The organism is Haloarchaeobius lipolyticus (assembly GCF_051208015.1).
Taxonomy (GTDB): Archaea; Halobacteriota; Halobacteria; order Halobacteriales; family Natrialbaceae; genus Haloarchaeobius.
In genome coordinates, this window is record NZ_JBPKGF010000002.1 from 740,333 (window position 1) to 757,092 (window position 16,760).

At 66.9% G+C, this 16,760-nt stretch carries 18 protein-coding genes; 11 read left to right on the forward strand and 7 right to left on the reverse strand.

Annotation, left to right across the window (positions count from 1 at the left end):
• The first annotated feature begins 244 nt into the window (after positions 1–244).
• Positions 245–772: a PadR family transcriptional regulator gene (locus ACSC1Y_RS06805; protein ID WP_435333964.1), complete on the forward strand. Its 528-nt coding sequence runs from the start codon at positions 245–247 to the stop codon at positions 770–772.
• A gap of 51 nt (positions 773–823) precedes the next feature.
• Here ACSC1Y_RS06805 and ACSC1Y_RS06810 read toward each other — a convergent pair whose 3' ends face one another.
• The gene (locus ACSC1Y_RS06810) at positions 824–2,620 is read right to left on the reverse strand and encodes a site-2 protease family protein (protein WP_435333966.1); all 1,797 of its coding nucleotides are present in this window, start codon (positions 2,618–2,620) and stop codon (positions 824–826) included.
• Positions 2,621–2,749: 129 nt separating this feature from the next.
• On the opposite strand from ACSC1Y_RS06810, the gene ACSC1Y_RS06815 reads away from it, so the two are divergent.
• A complete protein-coding gene (locus ACSC1Y_RS06815; RefSeq protein WP_435333968.1) occupies positions 2,750–3,016 on the forward strand; it encodes a hypothetical protein in 267 nt (88 codons plus the stop codon).
• 257 nt (positions 3,017–3,273) lie between these two features.
• Here the strand turns inward: ACSC1Y_RS06815 and lysS are convergent, their stop codons facing one another.
• Together lysS and pyrH are read right to left on the reverse strand one after the other, a co-directional pair.
• The gene (gene lysS / locus ACSC1Y_RS06820; protein ID WP_435333970.1) at positions 3,274–4,932 is read right to left on the reverse strand and encodes a lysine--tRNA ligase; all 1,659 of its coding nucleotides are present in this window, start codon (positions 4,930–4,932) and stop codon (positions 3,274–3,276) included.
• Positions 4,933–5,064: 132 nt separating this feature from the next.
• Complete coding sequence (pyrH, locus tag ACSC1Y_RS06825) at positions 5,065–5,781, reverse strand: UMP kinase (protein ID WP_435333972.1); 717 nt, start codon at positions 5,779–5,781, stop codon at positions 5,065–5,067.
• A gap of 174 nt (positions 5,782–5,955) precedes the next feature.
• Here pyrH and ACSC1Y_RS06830 point away from each other — a divergent pair, with 174 nt between their 5' ends.
• From ACSC1Y_RS06830 to ACSC1Y_RS06850, 5 genes are all read left to right on the forward strand, one after another.
• The gene (locus tag ACSC1Y_RS06830) at positions 5,956–6,243 is read left to right on the forward strand and encodes a hypothetical protein (RefSeq protein WP_435333974.1); all 288 of its coding nucleotides are present in this window, start codon (positions 5,956–5,958) and stop codon (positions 6,241–6,243) included.
• 101 nt (positions 6,244–6,344) lie between these two features.
• Entirely contained in the window at positions 6,345–7,172 is an 828-nt protein-coding gene (locus ACSC1Y_RS06835; RefSeq protein ID WP_435333976.1) for a molybdopterin synthase, read from the forward strand.
• Positions 7,173–7,450: 278 nt separating this feature from the next.
• On the forward strand, positions 7,451–7,702 hold the full coding sequence (locus tag ACSC1Y_RS06840; protein ID WP_435333978.1) for a DUF7123 family protein: 252 nt from the start codon (positions 7,451–7,453) through the stop codon (positions 7,700–7,702).
• A gap of 361 nt (positions 7,703–8,063) precedes the next feature.
• The gene (locus tag ACSC1Y_RS06845; RefSeq protein WP_435333980.1) at positions 8,064–9,191 is read left to right on the forward strand and encodes a site-2 protease family protein; all 1,128 of its coding nucleotides are present in this window, start codon (positions 8,064–8,066) and stop codon (positions 9,189–9,191) included.
• A gap of 78 nt (positions 9,192–9,269) precedes the next feature.
• Entirely contained in the window at positions 9,270–10,133 is an 864-nt protein-coding gene (locus ACSC1Y_RS06850; RefSeq protein ID WP_435333982.1) for a dihydrodipicolinate synthase family protein, read from the forward strand.
• Here ACSC1Y_RS06850 and ACSC1Y_RS06855 read toward each other — a convergent pair.
• Positions 10,110–10,853 carry a TOBE domain-containing protein gene (locus ACSC1Y_RS06855; protein WP_435333984.1) on the reverse strand — a complete coding sequence of 248 codons (744 nt, stop codon included), beginning with the start codon at positions 10,851–10,853 and terminating at the stop codon, positions 10,110–10,112. The two genes, ACSC1Y_RS06850 and ACSC1Y_RS06855, sit on opposite strands and share 24 nt — an antisense overlap.
• Positions 10,854–10,917: 64 nt before the next feature.
• Here ACSC1Y_RS06855 and ACSC1Y_RS06860 point away from each other — a divergent pair, with 64 nt between their 5' ends.
• From ACSC1Y_RS06860 to ACSC1Y_RS06875, 4 genes are all read left to right on the forward strand, one after another.
• Positions 10,918–11,937: a substrate-binding domain-containing protein gene (locus ACSC1Y_RS06860; RefSeq protein WP_435333986.1), complete on the forward strand. Its 1,020-nt coding sequence runs from the start codon at positions 10,918–10,920 to the stop codon at positions 11,935–11,937.
• 37 nt (positions 11,938–11,974) lie between these two features.
• Complete coding sequence (locus ACSC1Y_RS06865; RefSeq protein ID WP_435333988.1) at positions 11,975–12,955, forward strand: ABC transporter permease; 981 nt, start codon at positions 11,975–11,977, stop codon at positions 12,953–12,955.
• Positions 12,952–13,905 carry an ABC transporter ATP-binding protein gene (locus tag ACSC1Y_RS06870; RefSeq protein ID WP_435333990.1) on the forward strand — a complete coding sequence of 318 codons (954 nt, stop codon included), beginning with the start codon at positions 12,952–12,954 and terminating at the stop codon, positions 13,903–13,905. The genes ACSC1Y_RS06865 and ACSC1Y_RS06870 overlap by 4 nt, the downstream gene beginning before the upstream one ends.
• A gap of 144 nt (positions 13,906–14,049) precedes the next feature.
• Complete coding sequence (locus ACSC1Y_RS06875) at positions 14,050–14,517, forward strand: PIN domain-containing protein (RefSeq protein WP_435333992.1); 468 nt, start codon at positions 14,050–14,052, stop codon at positions 14,515–14,517.
• A 30-nt stretch (positions 14,518–14,547) separates the two neighbouring features.
• Here the strand turns inward: ACSC1Y_RS06875 and ACSC1Y_RS06880 are convergent, their stop codons facing one another.
• The 3 genes from ACSC1Y_RS06880 to ACSC1Y_RS06890 form a co-directional block, all read right to left on the reverse strand.
• Positions 14,548–15,327, reverse strand: a complete 780-nt coding sequence (locus ACSC1Y_RS06880) for an SDR family NAD(P)-dependent oxidoreductase (protein ID WP_435333993.1) — start codon at positions 15,325–15,327, stop codon at positions 14,548–14,550.
• Positions 15,328–15,756: 429 nt separating this feature from the next.
• Positions 15,757–16,320, reverse strand: a complete 564-nt coding sequence (locus ACSC1Y_RS06885; protein WP_435333994.1) for an XTP/dITP diphosphatase — start codon at positions 16,318–16,320, stop codon at positions 15,757–15,759.
• A gap of 127 nt (positions 16,321–16,447) precedes the next feature.
• Positions 16,448–16,720 carry a DUF5808 domain-containing protein gene (locus tag ACSC1Y_RS06890; RefSeq protein ID WP_435333995.1) on the reverse strand — a complete coding sequence of 91 codons (273 nt, stop codon included), beginning with the start codon at positions 16,718–16,720 and terminating at the stop codon, positions 16,448–16,450.
• Between the last annotated feature and the right edge of the window lie 40 nt (positions 16,721–16,760).

Below are 16,760 nucleotides of genomic sequence, written 5' to 3' on the forward strand. Positions count from 1 at the left end.
CAGTGAGGGACGACTTCCGAAGCCGCGCGAGGGACGAGTGGTGCGAGCGAAGCATGAGCGAGCAGCACGAGGAGGGTGGGGAGGGTGAGGAGCGGTGCGGTTGCGGTCTCTCGGTGCCATCGTGACTCGCCGGCTACTCGTCGTCACCAGCAATTCCGGTATTGCCTGAATACATCACACTGACACATTCCCCAACCCACGACGACCGAAACCCTTTCTTCCCGACCCCTGAAAGGGTGTGACGATGCGGAAAAGTGGACCCCCGAAGGGCCTCATCGCGTACCTCGTGCTCGAACTCCTCGACGAGAAACCTCGCTACGGGTACGAGATACTCAAAGAGATACGCGACATCTCGGGCGGCCACTGGGAACCCTCCTACGGCTCGGTCTACCCCATCCTCTACAAGTTCGAGGACGAGGGCTGGGCCCAGCGGATCGAGCGGGAGGACGAGCCCGACCGGAAGTACTTCGAGCTGACCGACGACGGCGAGGCCGAACTCGAAGACCGTCGGGAGGCCTCCGCGACGAAGGCCCGCGAGTTCGCCGACGTCATCCTCGGCTTCTACCACGTCTACGTCGCCTTCGCCACGGACGAACGGTTCGAGGTCCCCCACGCCGACGGCGCGTGGCGGTTCGACGACGAGTTCTCCGGGTGGATCGTCGAACAGATGATCCGTCACCACGAGCACTATTTCGGTGGCGACTTCGAGCGTATCACCGACACGCCCGAGGAGTTCTACGAGCGCCACGGCATCGAGTCGGACGACGAGTAAGGCGGGAAAACGCGGACGAATCGGGGTCTACGGTGCGCAGTCAGGACACAGTCAGGCCAGCAGCTGCGGCCCCATCACGAGGATGAGGAAGCTGAACAGCATCGTCAGCCCGACCGTCGTCGTCACCAGCCGGACCCGGCGGCGGGTCGCCCTGATGGGCAGCCGGGACATGACCGCCTCGGTCGAGGTCCGCAGGATGTGCCCGCCGTCGAGCGGGAACGCCGGGATGCAGTTGAAGAAGCCGAGCTGGACGTTGATCCAGCCGGTCCAGAACAGCAGGTTCGCGAGCAGGAACAGCCCGCCGCCGAGGAAGCCGAGCGGCCCCGTCGCGACGTAGAAGTTCGCTATCTCGCCGGTGAAGCCCGCGAAGTTGTACGGGAGCGAGCCAGACCCGCCGGAGGCGACGCCCGCGACCGGGAGGATGAGCACGAGGAGCATCTTCCCGAAGAACGACTGCGCGAAGTCGTTCAGGCTCGTCTGGTCGCCGCCACCGAGGACGCCGAGGTAGGAGTCGGCCGGGTAGAACTGCACGCCGAGGTCGGTCACCGCGAGGCCGGTGGTACCGCCTGCGACGCCGAGCACGCCGAGGTGGGACTCGCCCTCGCGGTCACCCATCGTCACCTGCCAGGTCCGCTTCTGGCCGTCCTGATAGGCGACGACCTCGACCGTCTGGCCGGGCTGGGTGCCGTCGATGGCGCCCGAGAGGTCCTCCCAGCCGACGGTCCGCGTGCCCGCGACCTTCGTGAGCACGACGTTCTCACCGGCCGGGGCGCCGGCCGCCGCGAGCGGGCCGTCCTCCTGGACCTGCACGTATGCGCCCGCGACGAACTCGGTGGTCTTCGACTCGCCGGACTGGCTGGTCGCCTGGACGGAGACCGGGCCCGAGGAGTTCTCCAGCGCCGCCTGGAACTCCGTGACGGTGTGGACCGCCGTTCCATTGACCGACTCGATGGTGTCGCCCGCGTCGAGCCCGGTCGGTCCGTTCCGGAGCGACGACCGGACCAGCACCGAGCGTGGCATCGTCCGCGTCTCCTCGCCGTTGACCTCTATCCTGACCGACTCGCCGCCCACCTCGTCTAGGAGCGTCGACAGGTGCGAGTTGTTGTCGACGGGCTGGCCGGCGACGGCGGTTATTCGGTCGCCGCCGGAGAGACCAGCCTGCGCAGCGGGAGAGCCATCTGCCACGCCGCCGACGAGCGCCCCGTCAGCGACCGCGATGGAGCCCGCGACCGGGCCGAACAGCAGCGCGAAGGCGACGATGGTGATGGCGAAGTTGTTCGTCACGCCTGCCGCGAACATCCGGGTCTGGCCGCCCCGGCTCGCCTTCCGGCGCTCCTCCTCGTCCGGTTCGACGAACGCCGCGATGGGGAGGATGGCCAGCAGACCGACGCCCATCGACTCGATGCGGATGTCCTCGACCCGGCAGAGCAGGCCGTGGCCGCCCTCGTGGACGACGAGGCCGACGAGCAGGCCGAACAGAATCTCGGGCGCGACGGACAGCGGCAGGAAATCGTTGACGCCCGGGATGACCAGCACGTTCTTCGGCTGGTTCACGGCGCTGGGGGCCGGCGGGTTCTGTATCGTCGCGATGGCACCCTGGAGCAGGAAGAGGAACGCCCCGGCCATCACGACGAGCGCGATGCCGACGCCGACGTTCGCCCACGCTCGCCAGAAGCGTTTCGGGCCGGCGAGCCGTTCGAGGAACTCCTTTCCTCGCTGTGTGTGAATGAGCAGGACGGGCCCCTGCGTCGAGACGTACGACGGGAGCCAGCCCTCGCGCTTCGCCAGCATCACCGCGAACCAGTAGGCGGCGAGGCCGGCGAGCACCAGCTGCAGCGTAGAGACCATTGGCTGTCTCTCGGGGTGGGACGGGCAAATGATTTTGGTTATGGGAGGCTCCCTCAACCGTCAGTGCGGGCGGAAGCACCCTGCCGGTCGACCGGGACCTACATGGCCGGTGCCGTCCACGTCTTACCAGTGTCACCTACGGTTCACGCACTCCGGAACGAGATTCGCGTCACAGTCGGGCGGTACGAACGGATGGAATCGACCGGCTTCACGAAAGAATCGCTCGCGGCCATCTGTGAGGCCGTCGGTGCCGACGTCTCGACCGACAGTCTCCCACCGAAGTCCGAGATGCGCGAGGCGATACGCGAGCGCGTCGCAGACATCGACGGGGACGGTGGTGGCGCGTTCCGGAAGGCGGACCTCACGGCCATCGCCGTCGAGCTGCGCGAGGAGTGAGGGTCGAGAGGAGATATTCAGGAATCGATTCAGCGAATCACGATTGCAGTGAGACAGCGACAGCACAGCACAGCAACCACACCCTCCCCAGCCGACTCCTCACTCGCCTACGCTCCGCGCAGGCTCGTTCCTCGTCCCTCGCGCGGCTTCGGCTCGCGGCCTTCGGCCACTCGCCCGCGCGCGCCAGACCGGCATATCGGAAATATCGGAAATCGAAGAACGGAAAAACGGAGAAACTGCAGAAGAACTCCCGAACCTCAGGCCTCGCGCCGTAGTCGCTTCACGACGAACTCCGACTCCAGCTTCGAGAGGAACGGCCCGAGCTGCGGGCCCTGCTCCTGGCCGAAGAACAGCTGGTAGCCGGCACCGAAGAACGAGCCCATGTCGAGGTCGCGGCGCTTCGCGGACTCGTAGATCTCGCCCTGAATCTCCTCGCCGTCGTGGCCTTCCTCGACGAAGTCTGCGAGCTGGTCGAGGGCGGCTTCCGTCTCCGCGTCGAAGTCGACCTCGGGAAGCTCCTCCAGCACGGTGTAGTTGTACTCGTTGTCGGTTCGCTTCGCCCAGTTCTCGGCGCGGCGGACGCGCTCGAAGGCGGCCTCGACGGTCGCCTCATCGGCGTCCTCCGGGATGTGGCCCTGCTTCGTCGCGTGTTCGAGCCGGGTCTGCTCGTCGGGGAACATCGAGAGCACGGCCGCGAAGGTGTAGGGCAGGCGGACGCGGTCTTCGTCGACCTCGTCGACGACGAAGGGGTAGACGCGCTCTGCGCGGGCCGTCTCCTCCTCGGTTCCCTCCTCCTCGCCGAAGTAGAGCCGCTCGAAGCGGTCGAACTCGTCGACGAGCTGGTCCATACGTTCGATGGAGAAGTCGCGGGCCTTCTTCGGGTCCTTCGCGAAGAAGAAGCGGACGACCTCCGGTTCCAGCAGGTCCAGCACCTCGTGGACGAGGATGACGTTACCCTCGGAGGAGGAGAACGCCTTCCCGTCGAGCGTGAACCACTCGTAGACCATCGGCACCGGCGGCTCGTTGCCGAGGACGTTCCGCGAGATGTCGTCGCCGGAGGGCCACGAACCCTCGGCGTGGTCCTTCCCGAACGGCTCGAAGTCGACGCCGAGCACCTGCCACTGGGCGGGCCACTCGAAGCGCCACGGGAGCTTGCCCTCGCGGAAGGTGGCCGTACCCTCGTGGCCACAGCCGGAGATGGTGTTGTCGCCGGCCTCCATGTCGGTGCAAACGTAGTCGACGGTGCCCGCCTCGGTGTCGATGTCGGTGACCGTCTCGGTTATCTTCCCGCACTCTTCGCAGATGGGGTTGAACGGGACGTAGTCTTCGTCGACCTTGTCCTGGTACTGCCCGAGGACCTCGCGGGCCTCGTCGGCGTGGTCGAGGATGAACCGGACGACGTCGTCCATAGCGCCGGACTCGTACAGCTCGGTGTTCGACTCGATGTCGAACTCCACGTCGAGCAGTTCGGCGCTGCGGGCGATGAGGTTCGAGAAGTGGTCGCCATAGGAGTCACAGCAGTCGAACGGGTCCGGGATGTCGGTGTACGGGTGGCCCAGGTTCCGGCCGAGCGCCCCGGCGTTCACGTCGCCGAGGTCGACGATGTTCCCGTCGAGGTCGGCCAGCTTCCGGGGCAGCTTGCGGAGCGGGTCGCGGTCGTCGGCGGTGAACACCTGCCGGACCTCGTGGCCGCGCTCGCGGAGCACTTCGGCGACGAAGTAGCCCCGCATGACCTCGTTCATGTTGCCGAGGTGCGGCACGCCGGAGGGGGAGATGCCGCCCTTGATGATGATGGGTTCCTCCGGCTCGCGCGCTTCGACGGCGTCGGCGATGACGTCGGCCCAGAAGACGTGTCGTGCCGCCTCGTCCCCGTCACGTGTGGAGAGGGTGTACGGACTGGTGGCGTCGTCGCTCACCGGTCGCTCACCCCGGATGGAATCGGTTGCATGGCTGTGCGTACCGCTGTGTCGCTCTTAAGGATTGTCAAGCGTCGAAAACGGGTCGAACGGGGGTCGTCTCACGTCAGTACGTGCCCCGGACGGGGCGACTCACTCCGCCCAGTAGGTCAGTTCGTCGCCGGTCCCCTTCGGGATGATGTCGGTGCCGTCGTGCTCGCCGTGGCGAACGGCCTTCAGCACGCGGTCCGGGACGTTCCCGTCGAGGACGATGCAGCGCATGCCCGAGCGCTGGATGATCTTCGCGGCGAGCAGGTCGACGGGCGCAGACGCACCGGCGGCCATCTCGATGTCCGCGATGACGTCGACGAGCTCCTCCGCCGAGAGGCGCTCGTACTTCTCCGCGTCCGCGTCCTCGTTCGGGTCGGCCGAGAACACGCCGGGAACCGAGGTCGCGTAGACGAGTAGGTCCGCGCCGACGTACTCCGCGACGGCCGCGCTGACCGCGTCCGTGGTCTGTGCGGGCGCGACACCGCCCATCACGCAGACGTCGCCGTTGCGCATGATCTCGCCGGCTTGCTCGTAGTTCCGGGCGGGTGCGGTCACGACGTTCTCGCCGAGAGCGGCGATGAGCAGGCGTGCGTTCAGCCGTGTCACGTCGATGCCGAGCTGGTCGAGTTCGATCTCGTTCGCGCCGAGGTCACGGGCGGTCCCGATGTAGTCCCGGGCGACGCCGCCACCGCCGACGACCGCGGCCACCTGGCACCCGTCCGCGACGAGTTCGTTGATGACGTCGGCGTACGCCGAGACCCGGCCAGCGTCGAGTTCCGGGGCGAGCACGCTGCCACCGATGGAGACGACTACCTTCATGTTATGCCGGAGTAGCCGACTACGTCTCTTAAGGATTGCCAAGTACGTGGCCGACACATCCGTCGCGTGATGGGTTCGAATCCGGGAGATTCTTCGGCCACCGACCGTGTCGAGCTCATGTCGGAGATTTTATAGACCGCATTCCTTATATTAGAGTGACACGTATTTCCGAGTATGTGGGGGGTGCTCGTCTCGATACTGACCGGTCTCTTGTGCTGTGCCGTGCTCTTCTACGCCACGCGTCGCCGCAGCTCGGGGAGCCTCTCGACGACCGATTTCCGCCGGGTGACCGGCCCGACGTTCGCTTCGCTCTCGTTCGTCGCCCTCGCCATCGGCGAAGAGGCCGGACAGCAGGTCGTCGGGCGGTCCATCGGAGGGTTCCTGATTCTCGTGACGCTCATCGTCGCCAAGGACGCGCTGTTCGATGGCGTCGTCTGGCTGCTTCGACTTCGCCCGCAGTGAAGTCGACGCCGGGTCGGTCTCCCTCGTGAACGACCGTCGGAGTGGTCTCACTGCCCCGCCACGGCGATACCTACAAACCACCGCCGGCCCACACTGCCACCATGCACGTACTGGGTGTCGTCGGGCCGTCCGACTCGGGGAAGACCACGCTCGTGGAACGACTGGTCGATGAGCTCGACTCGCGTGGTCGCGTGGCGACCGTGAAGCACTGTTCGACCGACCCGGACATCGACACCGACGGACGGGACACCGCCCGACACCGGGCTGCAGGGGCGACGACGACGGTGGGAATCGCCGAAGACTCCTGGATGGCGACCGGCGACGACCGAACGCTCGACGAGACGCTCGCGGACCTCGCGCCGGACCACGACTTCTGTCTCCTCGAAGGGTTCAGCGGCGCGACGGTCCCACAGGTCGTTCTCGGCGGGCGCGACCACGCGGGTGAAGCCCTGGCAGAAGGCTCCGAGGCGGACGATATCGACGTCACCGCGGTCCGCGAGGAACTGCTCGACTCCGACCCGTACGAGTGTCTCGACTCGCTCGTCGCACGGGTCAAGCGCTCTCCCGAGGCGGAGAAAGCGGGCGCTATCGCCACGTTCACGGGACGCGTGCGGGCGAAAGAACACGACGACGACTCGTTCACCGAGTCGCTGACGTTCGAGAAGTACGCGGGCGTCGCGGAGGAACGGATAGCGACGATCTGTGCGGAACTGGAGGAACGTGAGGGCGTCCTCGACGTAGTCATGCACCACCGGACCGGCGTCATCGACTACGGCGAGGACATCGTGTTCGTCGTCGTGCTCGCCGCGCACCGGCGCGAGGCCTTCCGGACCGTCGAAGACGGCATCGACCGGCTGAAAGACGAGGTCCCCATCTTCAAGAAGGAGGTCACGACCGAGGAGGAGTTCTGGGTTCACGACAGCGCGTGAGACAGAAACCGGTCCTCAACCGGACGCTGAACCCCATATTTCCACTTTATAATACTCAGAAATTATAGTCTGACGGGAGGGAATCATCGAGTCGCTTTCGAAGCGTTAGAGGCGATTCTAAAACGTCTAAAGGTCTTTGAACCGCTCGAATCGCGTTTCACAACCGGGCATGAAACGTCACTTAACCACGATTTTACTCGAAATATAACAAAACTGGCCGAAGTATCTCCTCCTTATACCATCTCGGGGGACGGAGAGGTGAGCGAGGCAAGACGAAAATGAGCGTCACACAGAATCCCTCCACCGAGACCGAACCCGCGAACAAGGAAGCCCACCTCGCGAACTACCTTCGCGAGAAGGCACGCGATGGCGAGATGTACTTCAAGTCGAAGTTCATCGCCGACGACGTCGGTCTCTCGCCGAAGGAGATCGGTGCCCTGATGGTCAAGCTCAGCGACTCCGCGACCGACCTGGAAATAGAGAAGTGGTCGTACACGAGCGCGACCACCTGGCGCGTCGAGTCCGCCTGAACCGCCCGAAGCCCCCGTCATCCCGCTTCGGAGAACACGCGTTCCCCGGACCCCGCAGAACGCGTTCCCCGACCCCACAGAACACGCTCCCACACCACCCCGCAGCCCGTCGACGACGGGTATCCACCACATCGGCCGTCACCGCTCCCACACCGGACGTTACCACTCCCAAACCAAACGTCCCGTCGCCCTGTGCGGTCCCCTCCTTCGATTTCTTCCCACCGAGTTCCCACCCAGGCGTTGACTCATCCTCGTCACCCCTTCCGCATTCCTCACCGTTCCCCCGCCCACATCGCTCCCCGGCGCAGCGGTCGTCCGCCCGCCGTGGGTTTTTACCGCAGAAGGGCGTACAACCGGGTGAATGGCCGCCAGCGAACCGTCGCCCGAGCCCGGGCCCCCGCTCTCGTCGTTCAACGACGAGTTCTACGTCGAGGAGGTCAGGACCGACGGCGACACTCTCTACTACTACGGGATGCCGCTGCGACCACCGGAGGTCGTCATGCAGAACGTCTGGCAGACGTTCCACGACGCCGGCTACGAACCACAGCTCACCACGAAGACGGGTCGCTACGTCATCGTCGCAGAGCCGAAATCGCACGGCGTCGACGGTATCCCGTGGAAGAACGTCCTGTTGTTCCTCGCCACCGTCATCTCGACGCTGTTCGTCGGAGCCCAGTGGTTCTACGTCGACCCCGTCCAGGAGCCGGTACAGGCGGTGCTGACAGCGTGGCCCTTCTCCGCCGCCATCCTCTTCGTGCTCGGAACGCACGAACTCGGCCACTACGCCCTCAGCAGGTACCACGACGTCGACGCGTCCTTACCGTACTTCATCCCGTTTCCGACGCTGCTCGGGACGATGGGTGCCGTCATCCGGATGCGTGGGCGGATGCCGAACCGGAAAGCGCTGTTCGACATCGGCGCGGCTGGGCCGCTCGCAGGCCTCGTCGCGACCGTCGTCGTCACCATCGTCGGGCTGTTCCTGCCGCCGGTGAGCCCGCCGCCCGGCTTCGACCCCGGCCCGAACGCCGTGACCATCGAACTGGCGTTTCCGCCGCTCATCCAGTTCCTCTCGATGGTCACCGGACAGCCGCTCGAGTACGCCGGCGAGCTCCAGAACGTCCACCCCGTCGTCATCGGGGGGTGGGCCGGCTGCTTCGTCACGCTGCTGAACCTCATCCCGGTCGGCCAGCTCGACGGCGGCCACATCATGCGCGCGATGTTCGGCGAGCGCCACGATACGGTCGCGACGCTGGTTCCCGTCGGCCTGTTCAGTCTCGCGGGCTACCTCCACTACTTCGAGCACCGCTCGCTCGACAACGTGTTCATCTGGATCTTCTGGGGTGGCCTCGCCGCCTTCGTCGCCGCGGCTGGCTCTGCACAGCCCGTCCGGGACGACGAGTCGCTCGATACGAAACGGATGGCGCTCGGCGTCCTCACCTTCGCGCTCGGGCTGCTCTGTTTCATGCCCGTTCCAGTCGCCATCGTCTGAGAGTGAACCGACGATGCCGGGACCGTCACGACTGCCGTAGGACGCACCCTTTTGCCTCCCGGCCGAGTCGCTCCGACCATGCGAGGAACAGGACTCCCCCTGGTGACGCCGTTCGACGAACACGAGGACGTAGACGAGACGGCCCTGCGCGAACTGGTCTCCTGGGTCGAAACCGCTGGTGTGGACTTCGTCGTCCCCTGTGGGTCGAACAGCGAGGCGGCACTGCTCTCGGCTGACGAACGCCGTCGAGTCGTCGATGTCGTCGCGGACGAGACCGATCTCCCCGTTCTGGCGGGTACCGGTCACCCGGGTCTTCGGGCGACGCTCGACGCGACCGAGGACGCCGCCACGGCCGGTGCAGACGCCGCGCTCGTCGTCACACCGTTCTACCACCAACACGACCAGGATACCCTCGAGACCTACTACCGCGACGTCGCCGACCGGAGCCCGGTTCCAGTCTACCTCTACAGCGTCCCGAAGTACACCGATACGAGGCTCGAGCCCGAGACCGTCTCGGCGCTCGCGAGCCACGAGAACGTCGGAGGCATCAAGGACTCGAGCGGCGACCTCGAGACGCTCCAGCGAATCGTCTCCGCCACCGAGAAGGAGGAGTTCAGCGTGCTCGTCGGTTCCGGCAGCGTCTACGCGGCCGGCCTCGACCACGGCGCCGACGGGGGCGTCCTCGCGCTCGCGAACGTGGTCCCCCGACTCGCCAGCGAGATATTCGACTACCACGCCGACGGCAACCACTACGCTGCGCGGGACCTGAACCGCGACCTCGTCGAACTGAACAGGGCGATAACGGCCCGGTTCGGCGTTCCGGGGTTGAAAGCGGCGATGCGTCATCGCGGGAAACCAGCCGGCCAGTCCCGCCGCCCACTCCAGCCCGTGAGCGACCAGGAGCGCGAGGAGATCGCGCTACTCCTCGACGCCGCCATCTGAGGGACCGCCGTCGCGTTCCGACGGTGCCTGGACCGCCCGAGTCGTCGTCGCCTTCGTGGTCGCGACGACGGGCCGTCCGTCCTCGAGGCCCATCCTGGCCACGCTGTCCGTCGTCACCAGCGCCGAGAGCGCCGTCTCCCCGCCGACGTCGACCGAGGCCGTCGCCACCGACTCGCCCGCTTCCACGGCCAGCACCGTCCCTGTGAACCGGTTTCGGGCACTCGTCCCACCCGCATCTGGGGCGTCATCCGGCGCGTGGAGAGTGATAGAGTCGGCCCGAATCGAGACCTGGACGTCCGTCACGGAGGGGTCTGAGGGGACGAGCGCTCGCACCGCCCCGACGGATGTCTCGACGGTCCCCAGTTCGCCATCCCGCGAGACGACCCTCCCATCGAGGACGGTCTCTTCGACGGTGGCTACACCGGCGAAGGCGGTCCGGAGTCGGTCGAACCGGCCGAGCAGGTCGCGCGCAAGCGAGGTGAGTTCGCTCCCGCCGCCGCCGGCACCGCCGCGCCGCCGCTCGACCAGACTCCCGAACCCGTCCTCGAGCGACTGGAGCCGGTCGAGCGCCCGCGCGTACGACCGACCCAGTCGGTCGGCGGCGCGGTTCAGTGAGCCCGTCTCGTCGATAGCCCGCAACAGCTCGGCATCGGCCGTGTCGAAGGTCACGTCACCGGCCCGCAGCCCGGCCTCGAACTCACCTGCAGGAGCGCCATCCATACCTGTGCTCGGGTGGCCGATGGGAAAACCGTTATGTCGGGTCCGGAACAACGGCGTTGTATCTATGTCGGAACAACGCACGACGCGACGGCAGTTCCTCGGTGCTGCCGGGGTCTCAGCAACGCTCGGACTCTCGGGCTGCATCTCCTCGTTTACGGGGGGAGGCGGCGGTTCGAATGGGATGACGGTGTTCCACGCCGGGAGCCTCTCTGCCCCCTTCGCCGACACCGAGGAGGCGTTCGAAGAGAAGACGGGGACGGACGTCACTCGCGAAGCGAAGGGCTCCGTCGGCTCGACACGGAAGATAACCGACCAGGGCCGCAAGGCGGAGGTTCTCGGCGTCGCCGACTTCCGGCTCATCCGGGACATGGTCCTGCCCGAGTTCGGGAGCTGGTACAGCGTCTTCGCGACGAACGCGATGGCCATCGCCTACACCGAGGACTCGACCGGCGCCGATGAGTTCTCGACCGACAACTGGTGGGAGGTGCTCGCCCGCGACGACGTGACGTTCGCTCACAGCGACCCCGCGGTCGACCCCAACGGCTATCGCTCCGTCATGGCGATGAAGCTCGGCGCGATGGAGTTCGACGGTGAGAGGCTGTACGACGAGTCGACCAGGGATACGCTCATCGAGAAGGCGAAGATTCCCTCCGGGACCGAGACCGAACTCATCTCCCAGCTCCACTCGGGCGAACTCGACTACGCCTGGGAGTACAAGTCAGCCGCGGCGAGCCACGACATCGACGTCATCGACCTCCAGCCCGCGGTCAACCTCGCCGTCGCCGACCAGAAACACGCCGAGCACTACGCGAAAGCGGAGGTCGAGGCCGGTGACGAGACGTACACCGGTGCACCCATCGCCTACGGCATCACCGTCCCCGACGTGGCGGAGAACCCTGACCGCGGCGCGGACTGGGTCGAGTTCGTGGCCAGCGACGAGGGCAAGGAGATACTGGAGGACAACGGCTTCTCGCCCGTCTCACCCATGGTCGTTCCGAACGGGTCGAAAGACTCCGTCCCGAAGAACGTCATGAAACACGCCGAAGCGAAGGAGCGCCTCGGCCCGCTCGAACTGAGCAACTAACGGGAGACTCTTCAGGACTCGCTCACTACCGATGTCGATGGAACATCCGACGACCAGTACGACCGGCGGACTCGCCGCCTCGCTCGGCCGTGGTTCGACCGCGCTCGCCGTCGCGACCGTCCAGCTGGTCGTCTTCGCCGTGCTCGTCGCCGTGGACACTCCCACGCTCTACGTCCCGTTCGCACTCGCCAGCGCCGCCGGCCTCGGCTACGCAAGCGGCCGCGGCTGGTTCGGCATGGCCAGCGCGACGCTCGGGACCGTCCTATTGCTCGCGCTCGCGCTGCCACTGGGGCTGTTCGTGGCCCGCCAGCGGCCCGGTCTCCTGGCCGAGACCGTGACCGATCCCGCCGTCCACCAGATGCTCTACCTCACCGTGTACGCGCCACTCGTGGCCGCAGCGGCCGCCCTCGCGTTCGGCGTCCCGCTCGCTTACCTGCTGGCCCGTGGCTTCCCCGGCCAGTCGGTCGTCGCCGCGCTGGTCGACCTCCCGCTCGTGGTGCCACACTCCGTCGCGGGCATCCTCATCCTGTTCGGCTTCGGTCGCCGGGGCGTCTTCCCCGGAATGTCCGTTCTCGGGACGATGTTCGGGATGGTGCTGGCGCTCACGTTCGTCGCGGCCCCCTTCGCCGTCAACGCCGCCCGCGACGCCTTCGAGTCGGTCGACCATCGCCTGGAGTACGCCGCCCGGAGCCACGGTGCGAACCGAGCGGAGACCTTCTTCAGGGTGAGCCTCCCGCTTGCCGGCCGCGGTATCGCCACCGGCGGCGTCCTCGCGTGGGCCCGCGGTGTCAGCGAGTTCGGCGCGGTCGCCGTCGTCGCCTACACGGTGGACTTCTTCTACCCGCCCGCGTTCGACACGCTGTCGGGAACGCACGCTCCCGTCTTCATCTACAAGACCTACACGCAAGCCGGACTGGACCAGTCCGGCGCCGTCGCCTTCGTCCTGCTCGTCCTCTCGGCCTGCATCTTCCTGCTCGTGCGCTGGCTCGGCTTCGGCAGACTGGGAGGTGCATCGTGACCCTGGACGTGTCCGTCCGGGCGCGCTTCACCGCCCCGGGTGCCGAACCGTTCACCGTCGACGCAGAACTCCAGGTCGAGACCGGCGATACGCTGGTCGTCCTTGGGCCGAGTGGGAGCGGGAAGACGCTCCTGCTGGAGTGCATCGGCGGCCACCACCCCCACGAGGGCCACGTCGTCAGCCACGGGCGCGACTGTACCGACCTCCCACCCGAAGCACGCGGCTTCGGCTTCGTGTTCCAGGACTACGCACTGTTCCCGCACATGACCGCCCGCGAGAACGTCGCGTTCGGGACCGACTACCACGACGAGGCGGGCGAACCGGACGAACAGCTCGCGGCACTCGGCGTCACCGACCTCGCCGACCGCTACCCGGACACCCTCTCCGGCGGCGAGCAACAGCGCGTCGCACTTGCGCGGTCGCTGGTCATCGACCCGGACGTGCTGCTGCTGGACGAGCCACTGTCGGCACTCGACGCGCCCACCCGGCGGAGCCTCCGTGGCGACCTCGCGCGCGTTCTCGACGGTGTGACGGCCTGCTACGTCACCCACGACCGGACGACCGCCCGTGCACTGGGCGACCGGGTCGCCGTGATGCGCGACGGACAGGTCGTGCAGGTCGGGACACCTGACGACGTGTTCGAACGACCGAAGACCGCCTTCGTCGCGCGGTTCGTCGGCGCGAACGTCCTGCCGGGCGACCTCGTCGGAGGCGAGGCCCCCCGAGTAGCGATTCGCCCCGAAGACGTCCGACTCGGTTCTGGGGACGGCGAATTCTCGGGGACCGTGACGCAGGCGGCACGCGAGGAAGCCGCGACCCGGGTCGCCGTGGACGTCGACGGCACGGTCGTCGAAGCGCTGGTGCGTGAGTCGCCCGCGGTCGGCTCGACGGTCGGCGTCGATCTGCCGGCGTCCGAGCTGGTCGCGCTCAATCGAGACGACGCACGGTGACGTGTTCGGCCGCGACGAGTAGCGTTTTCCCGGTACGGTCCATCTCGCCACACATGACCTGGGCTGCCCTCTTCGAACGAGCCGAGCCGTACGACGTCGACGAGAAGACGGTCCGCGAGACGCTCCGTGAGCGGCGCGAGGCCGATGAGTGAGTCGGCCACGCGGGTCGTCGCGGACGCGGACGTGCTCGCCGCCGATCTGCTCGTCGGCGGAGCGAGCCGGGACGCACTCGACCACGTCCGTTCGCACTCGTGGCTGACGCTGGTGGCGAGCGAACAGTTACTCGACGACGCCGAGGCCGTCATCGCGACGCTCGCCGACGCCGAGCTCGCGGCCGACTGGCGGGCACGAGTCGAGGACTGGTGCGAACTCGTCGACCATCCCACGGGAGACCATCCTGCGCTGGCCTCGGCCTACCAGGGTTCGGCCGCACACGTCCTGAGCTTCGACGAGGGGCTCGGGAGCGTCGAGGCTGGGACGTCGCTCAACGCGAAACTCTCGGTGAGTGTCCGTCCCCCGGACGCATTTGCGCGGCTGTTCGACGCAGAGAGCCTCTACGAAGGCGTCATCGGTGGTGACTATCCGGGACCGGACCGGGACCCGCAGGCCTGAAGAAAGGCAGTCTCGACGGAATCTCGTTCCTCAGCGGTCGCTGTTGACCCGCCTGGCGACGCGACGCACGACCGGTTTCGGGAGGATCCGCACGAGGGCGGTCGTGAGCTTCATCGGGAGCCCAGGCACGACGACGGCGTCGCCACTCATCACGCCCTCGTAGCCGGCCTTCGCGACTTTCTCGACCGGCTCCGTGTAGACAGAGCCGACGGCGGAGTCCTCCATCCCCGCGCGGGCCTGGAACTCGGTGTCGACGGGACCGGGACAGAGAACCGTCGCAGAGAGGGTCGTTCCGCGGAACTCCTCAGCGAGCGCTTCGGTGAACGAGTTGACGTACGCCTTGCTGGCGTAGTAGCCGGCCATGAACGGCCCGGGCTGGAAGCCGGCGACCGAGCCGACGTTCAGCACCTTTCCCTCGCCACGCTCTTGGAAGTCGTCGAGGAACAGGCGCGTGAGGGTGACGAGCGTCGTGACGTTGAGCCGGAGCTGAGTGCGCTCACGGTCGAGGTCGGAATCGGCGAAGGGGCCGTAGGTACCGATGCCGACGTTGTTGACGAGGATGCCGATGTCCAGCTCGCGCTCGTGAACGGCGTCGTACAGCTCCCGTGGCGCGGACTCGTCGTCGAGGTCCTTCTCGATGGTGGTGACGTCGACGCCGTACCGGGACTCCAGGTCCTCGGCGACCTGCTGCAGGACGTCCTCGCGGCGGGCGACGAGGACGAGGTCGTGGCCGTGCCGGGCGAACTGTCGGGCGAGCTCGCGGCCGATGCCGGCGGACGCACCGGTGACGAGGGCGGTATCGCGGTTCATGTCGGCAACGCGGGGCCGGGCGGAATTACCCCTTGGGGTTCCGGACGATGGCGAACAGGCGGTGCGGAGGGAGGGGTCGTCGCGTGTTCCGCCCGGCGTTGCACCGCACACCAGCCTGGTCCGCCGGGCGGCGGTGGTCAGGTCACGGCGAGTCTGGCGTCGTTCTGGTATTTGAAGTCTCTCGTGGGACGGAGGGTCGAGAAGCGGGTTCAAGAACCCCGTTCACGAGGTTCCGTTGACGAATCACGATTGCACCGAGAGACAGCTCCGCAGCCACACCCTCCCCAGCCGACTCCTCACTCGCTTCGCTCGCTCGTCGTCCCTCGCGCGACATCGGTTCGCGGCCTGCGGCACGCTCACCAGCGCGCGCCACGGTGTTCGAGAGGGGTTGTTCGTTCGAGAAGGGCTGTTCGCAACCGGTGTCGGAATTCAGCGCGGCCCCTTCCGCTCCGCCGCGTCCCCCGCCAGCCAGTCGGCGAACTTCGCCAGGGCGCGACCGCGGTGGCTGATGGCGTTCTTCTCCTCGGTGGACATCTCCGCGAGCGTCTTCCCGTCGTGGTCGAAGATGGGGTCGTAGCCGAAGCCGCCCTCACCGCGGGGCTCGACGATGCGCCCGGGGACCGAGCCTTCGAACGAGGTGGCCTCCTCGCCGTCGTAGTAGACCATGACCGTCCGGAAGTACGCCCTGTCGTTCGGTTCCGCGGCGACGAGTTTCGCGACGCGCTCGATACCGACGGTGTCCTCGACGTAGGCGGAGTACGGACCTGGGAAGCCGTCGAACGCCTCGCAGAACAGGCCGGTATCGTCGACGAGGATGGGTTCGTCGCCGTCGAGGTGCTCGAACGCCTCGCGGGCGCCGTGTTCGGCGATGTCGGCGAGGTCGTCGCTCTGTATCTCGGCGTAGTCGTAGTTCACCTGCTCGACCGGCTCTGTGAGGTACTCGCGAGCCTCGGCGACCTTCCCCTCGTTGCTCGTCACGAAGCGGATCGTCATGTGCGAGAGGCGGTCTGCGGTGGGCAAAGAGGCGTCGGTTGCCAGTCAGCGGTCGAGGTCGCCGGGCGAAACGGTCGGCAGGGCTGGCGCTCGAGCCGTGGAGAACACGTGAGAAGCGGCTTTTCGCTCAGTCCTCGACGACGACTTCGACAGGTTCGTCCTCTACCTCGCCCGCGCCCTTCGACTTGCCCTTCTCCATCCAGAGCATGCCGCCGGCGACGGCCAGCACGACCCACGAACGCCAGTTGGCGAGGTTCAGCGTGTATCCGACGCCGAACGGTTTCTCGACCAGCATCCCCTGCCCGGGCTTCCAGTACGAAGAGAGCATGCGGCTCAGGCTGGGGCGTTCGAAGTTGTACGGAACTCCAAGAATCTCACCGGAACTCGGCTTGTCGGCCATATGCGACGATACGAGGGGTGTGTAAAAGAAGGTTGTCGTA

Coding starts and splice junctions, on each gene's coding strand:
- ACSC1Y_RS06880 (WP_435333993.1), bottom strand. CDS start 15,327: ATGAACCGCGATACCGCCCTCGTCACCGGTGCGTCCGCCGGCATCGGC.
- ACSC1Y_RS06840 (WP_435333978.1), top strand. CDS start 7,451: ATGAGCGTCACACAGAATCCCTCCACCGAGACCGAACCCGCGAACAAG.
- ACSC1Y_RS06805 (WP_435333964.1), top strand. CDS start 245: ATGCGGAAAAGTGGACCCCCGAAGGGCCTCATCGCGTACCTCGTGCTC.
- ACSC1Y_RS06855 (WP_435333984.1), bottom strand. CDS start 10,853: ATGGATGGCGCTCCTGCAGGTGAGTTCGAGGCCGGGCTGCGGGCCGGT.
- ACSC1Y_RS06865 (WP_435333988.1), top strand. CDS start 11,975: ATGGAACATCCGACGACCAGTACGACCGGCGGACTCGCCGCCTCGCTC.
- ACSC1Y_RS06835 (WP_435333976.1), top strand. CDS start 6,345: ATGCACGTACTGGGTGTCGTCGGGCCGTCCGACTCGGGGAAGACCACG.
- ACSC1Y_RS06850 (WP_435333982.1), top strand. CDS start 9,270: ATGCGAGGAACAGGACTCCCCCTGGTGACGCCGTTCGACGAACACGAG.
- ACSC1Y_RS06890 (WP_435333995.1), bottom strand. CDS start 16,720: ATGGCCGACAAGCCGAGTTCCGGTGAGATTCTTGGAGTTCCGTACAAC.
- ACSC1Y_RS06875 (WP_435333992.1), top strand. CDS start 14,050: ATGAGTGAGTCGGCCACGCGGGTCGTCGCGGACGCGGACGTGCTCGCC.
- ACSC1Y_RS06860 (WP_435333986.1), top strand. CDS start 10,918: ATGTCGGAACAACGCACGACGCGACGGCAGTTCCTCGGTGCTGCCGGG.
- ACSC1Y_RS06830 (WP_435333974.1), top strand. CDS start 5,956: ATGTGGGGGGTGCTCGTCTCGATACTGACCGGTCTCTTGTGCTGTGCC.
- ACSC1Y_RS06845 (WP_435333980.1), top strand. CDS start 8,064: ATGGCCGCCAGCGAACCGTCGCCCGAGCCCGGGCCCCCGCTCTCGTCG.
- ACSC1Y_RS06885 (WP_435333994.1), bottom strand. CDS start 16,320: ATGACGATCCGCTTCGTGACGAGCAACGAGGGGAAGGTCGCCGAGGCT.
- ACSC1Y_RS06810 (WP_435333966.1), bottom strand. CDS start 2,620: ATGGTCTCTACGCTGCAGCTGGTGCTCGCCGGCCTCGCCGCCTACTGG.
- pyrH (WP_435333972.1), bottom strand. CDS start 5,781: ATGAAGGTAGTCGTCTCCATCGGTGGCAGCGTGCTCGCCCCGGAACTC.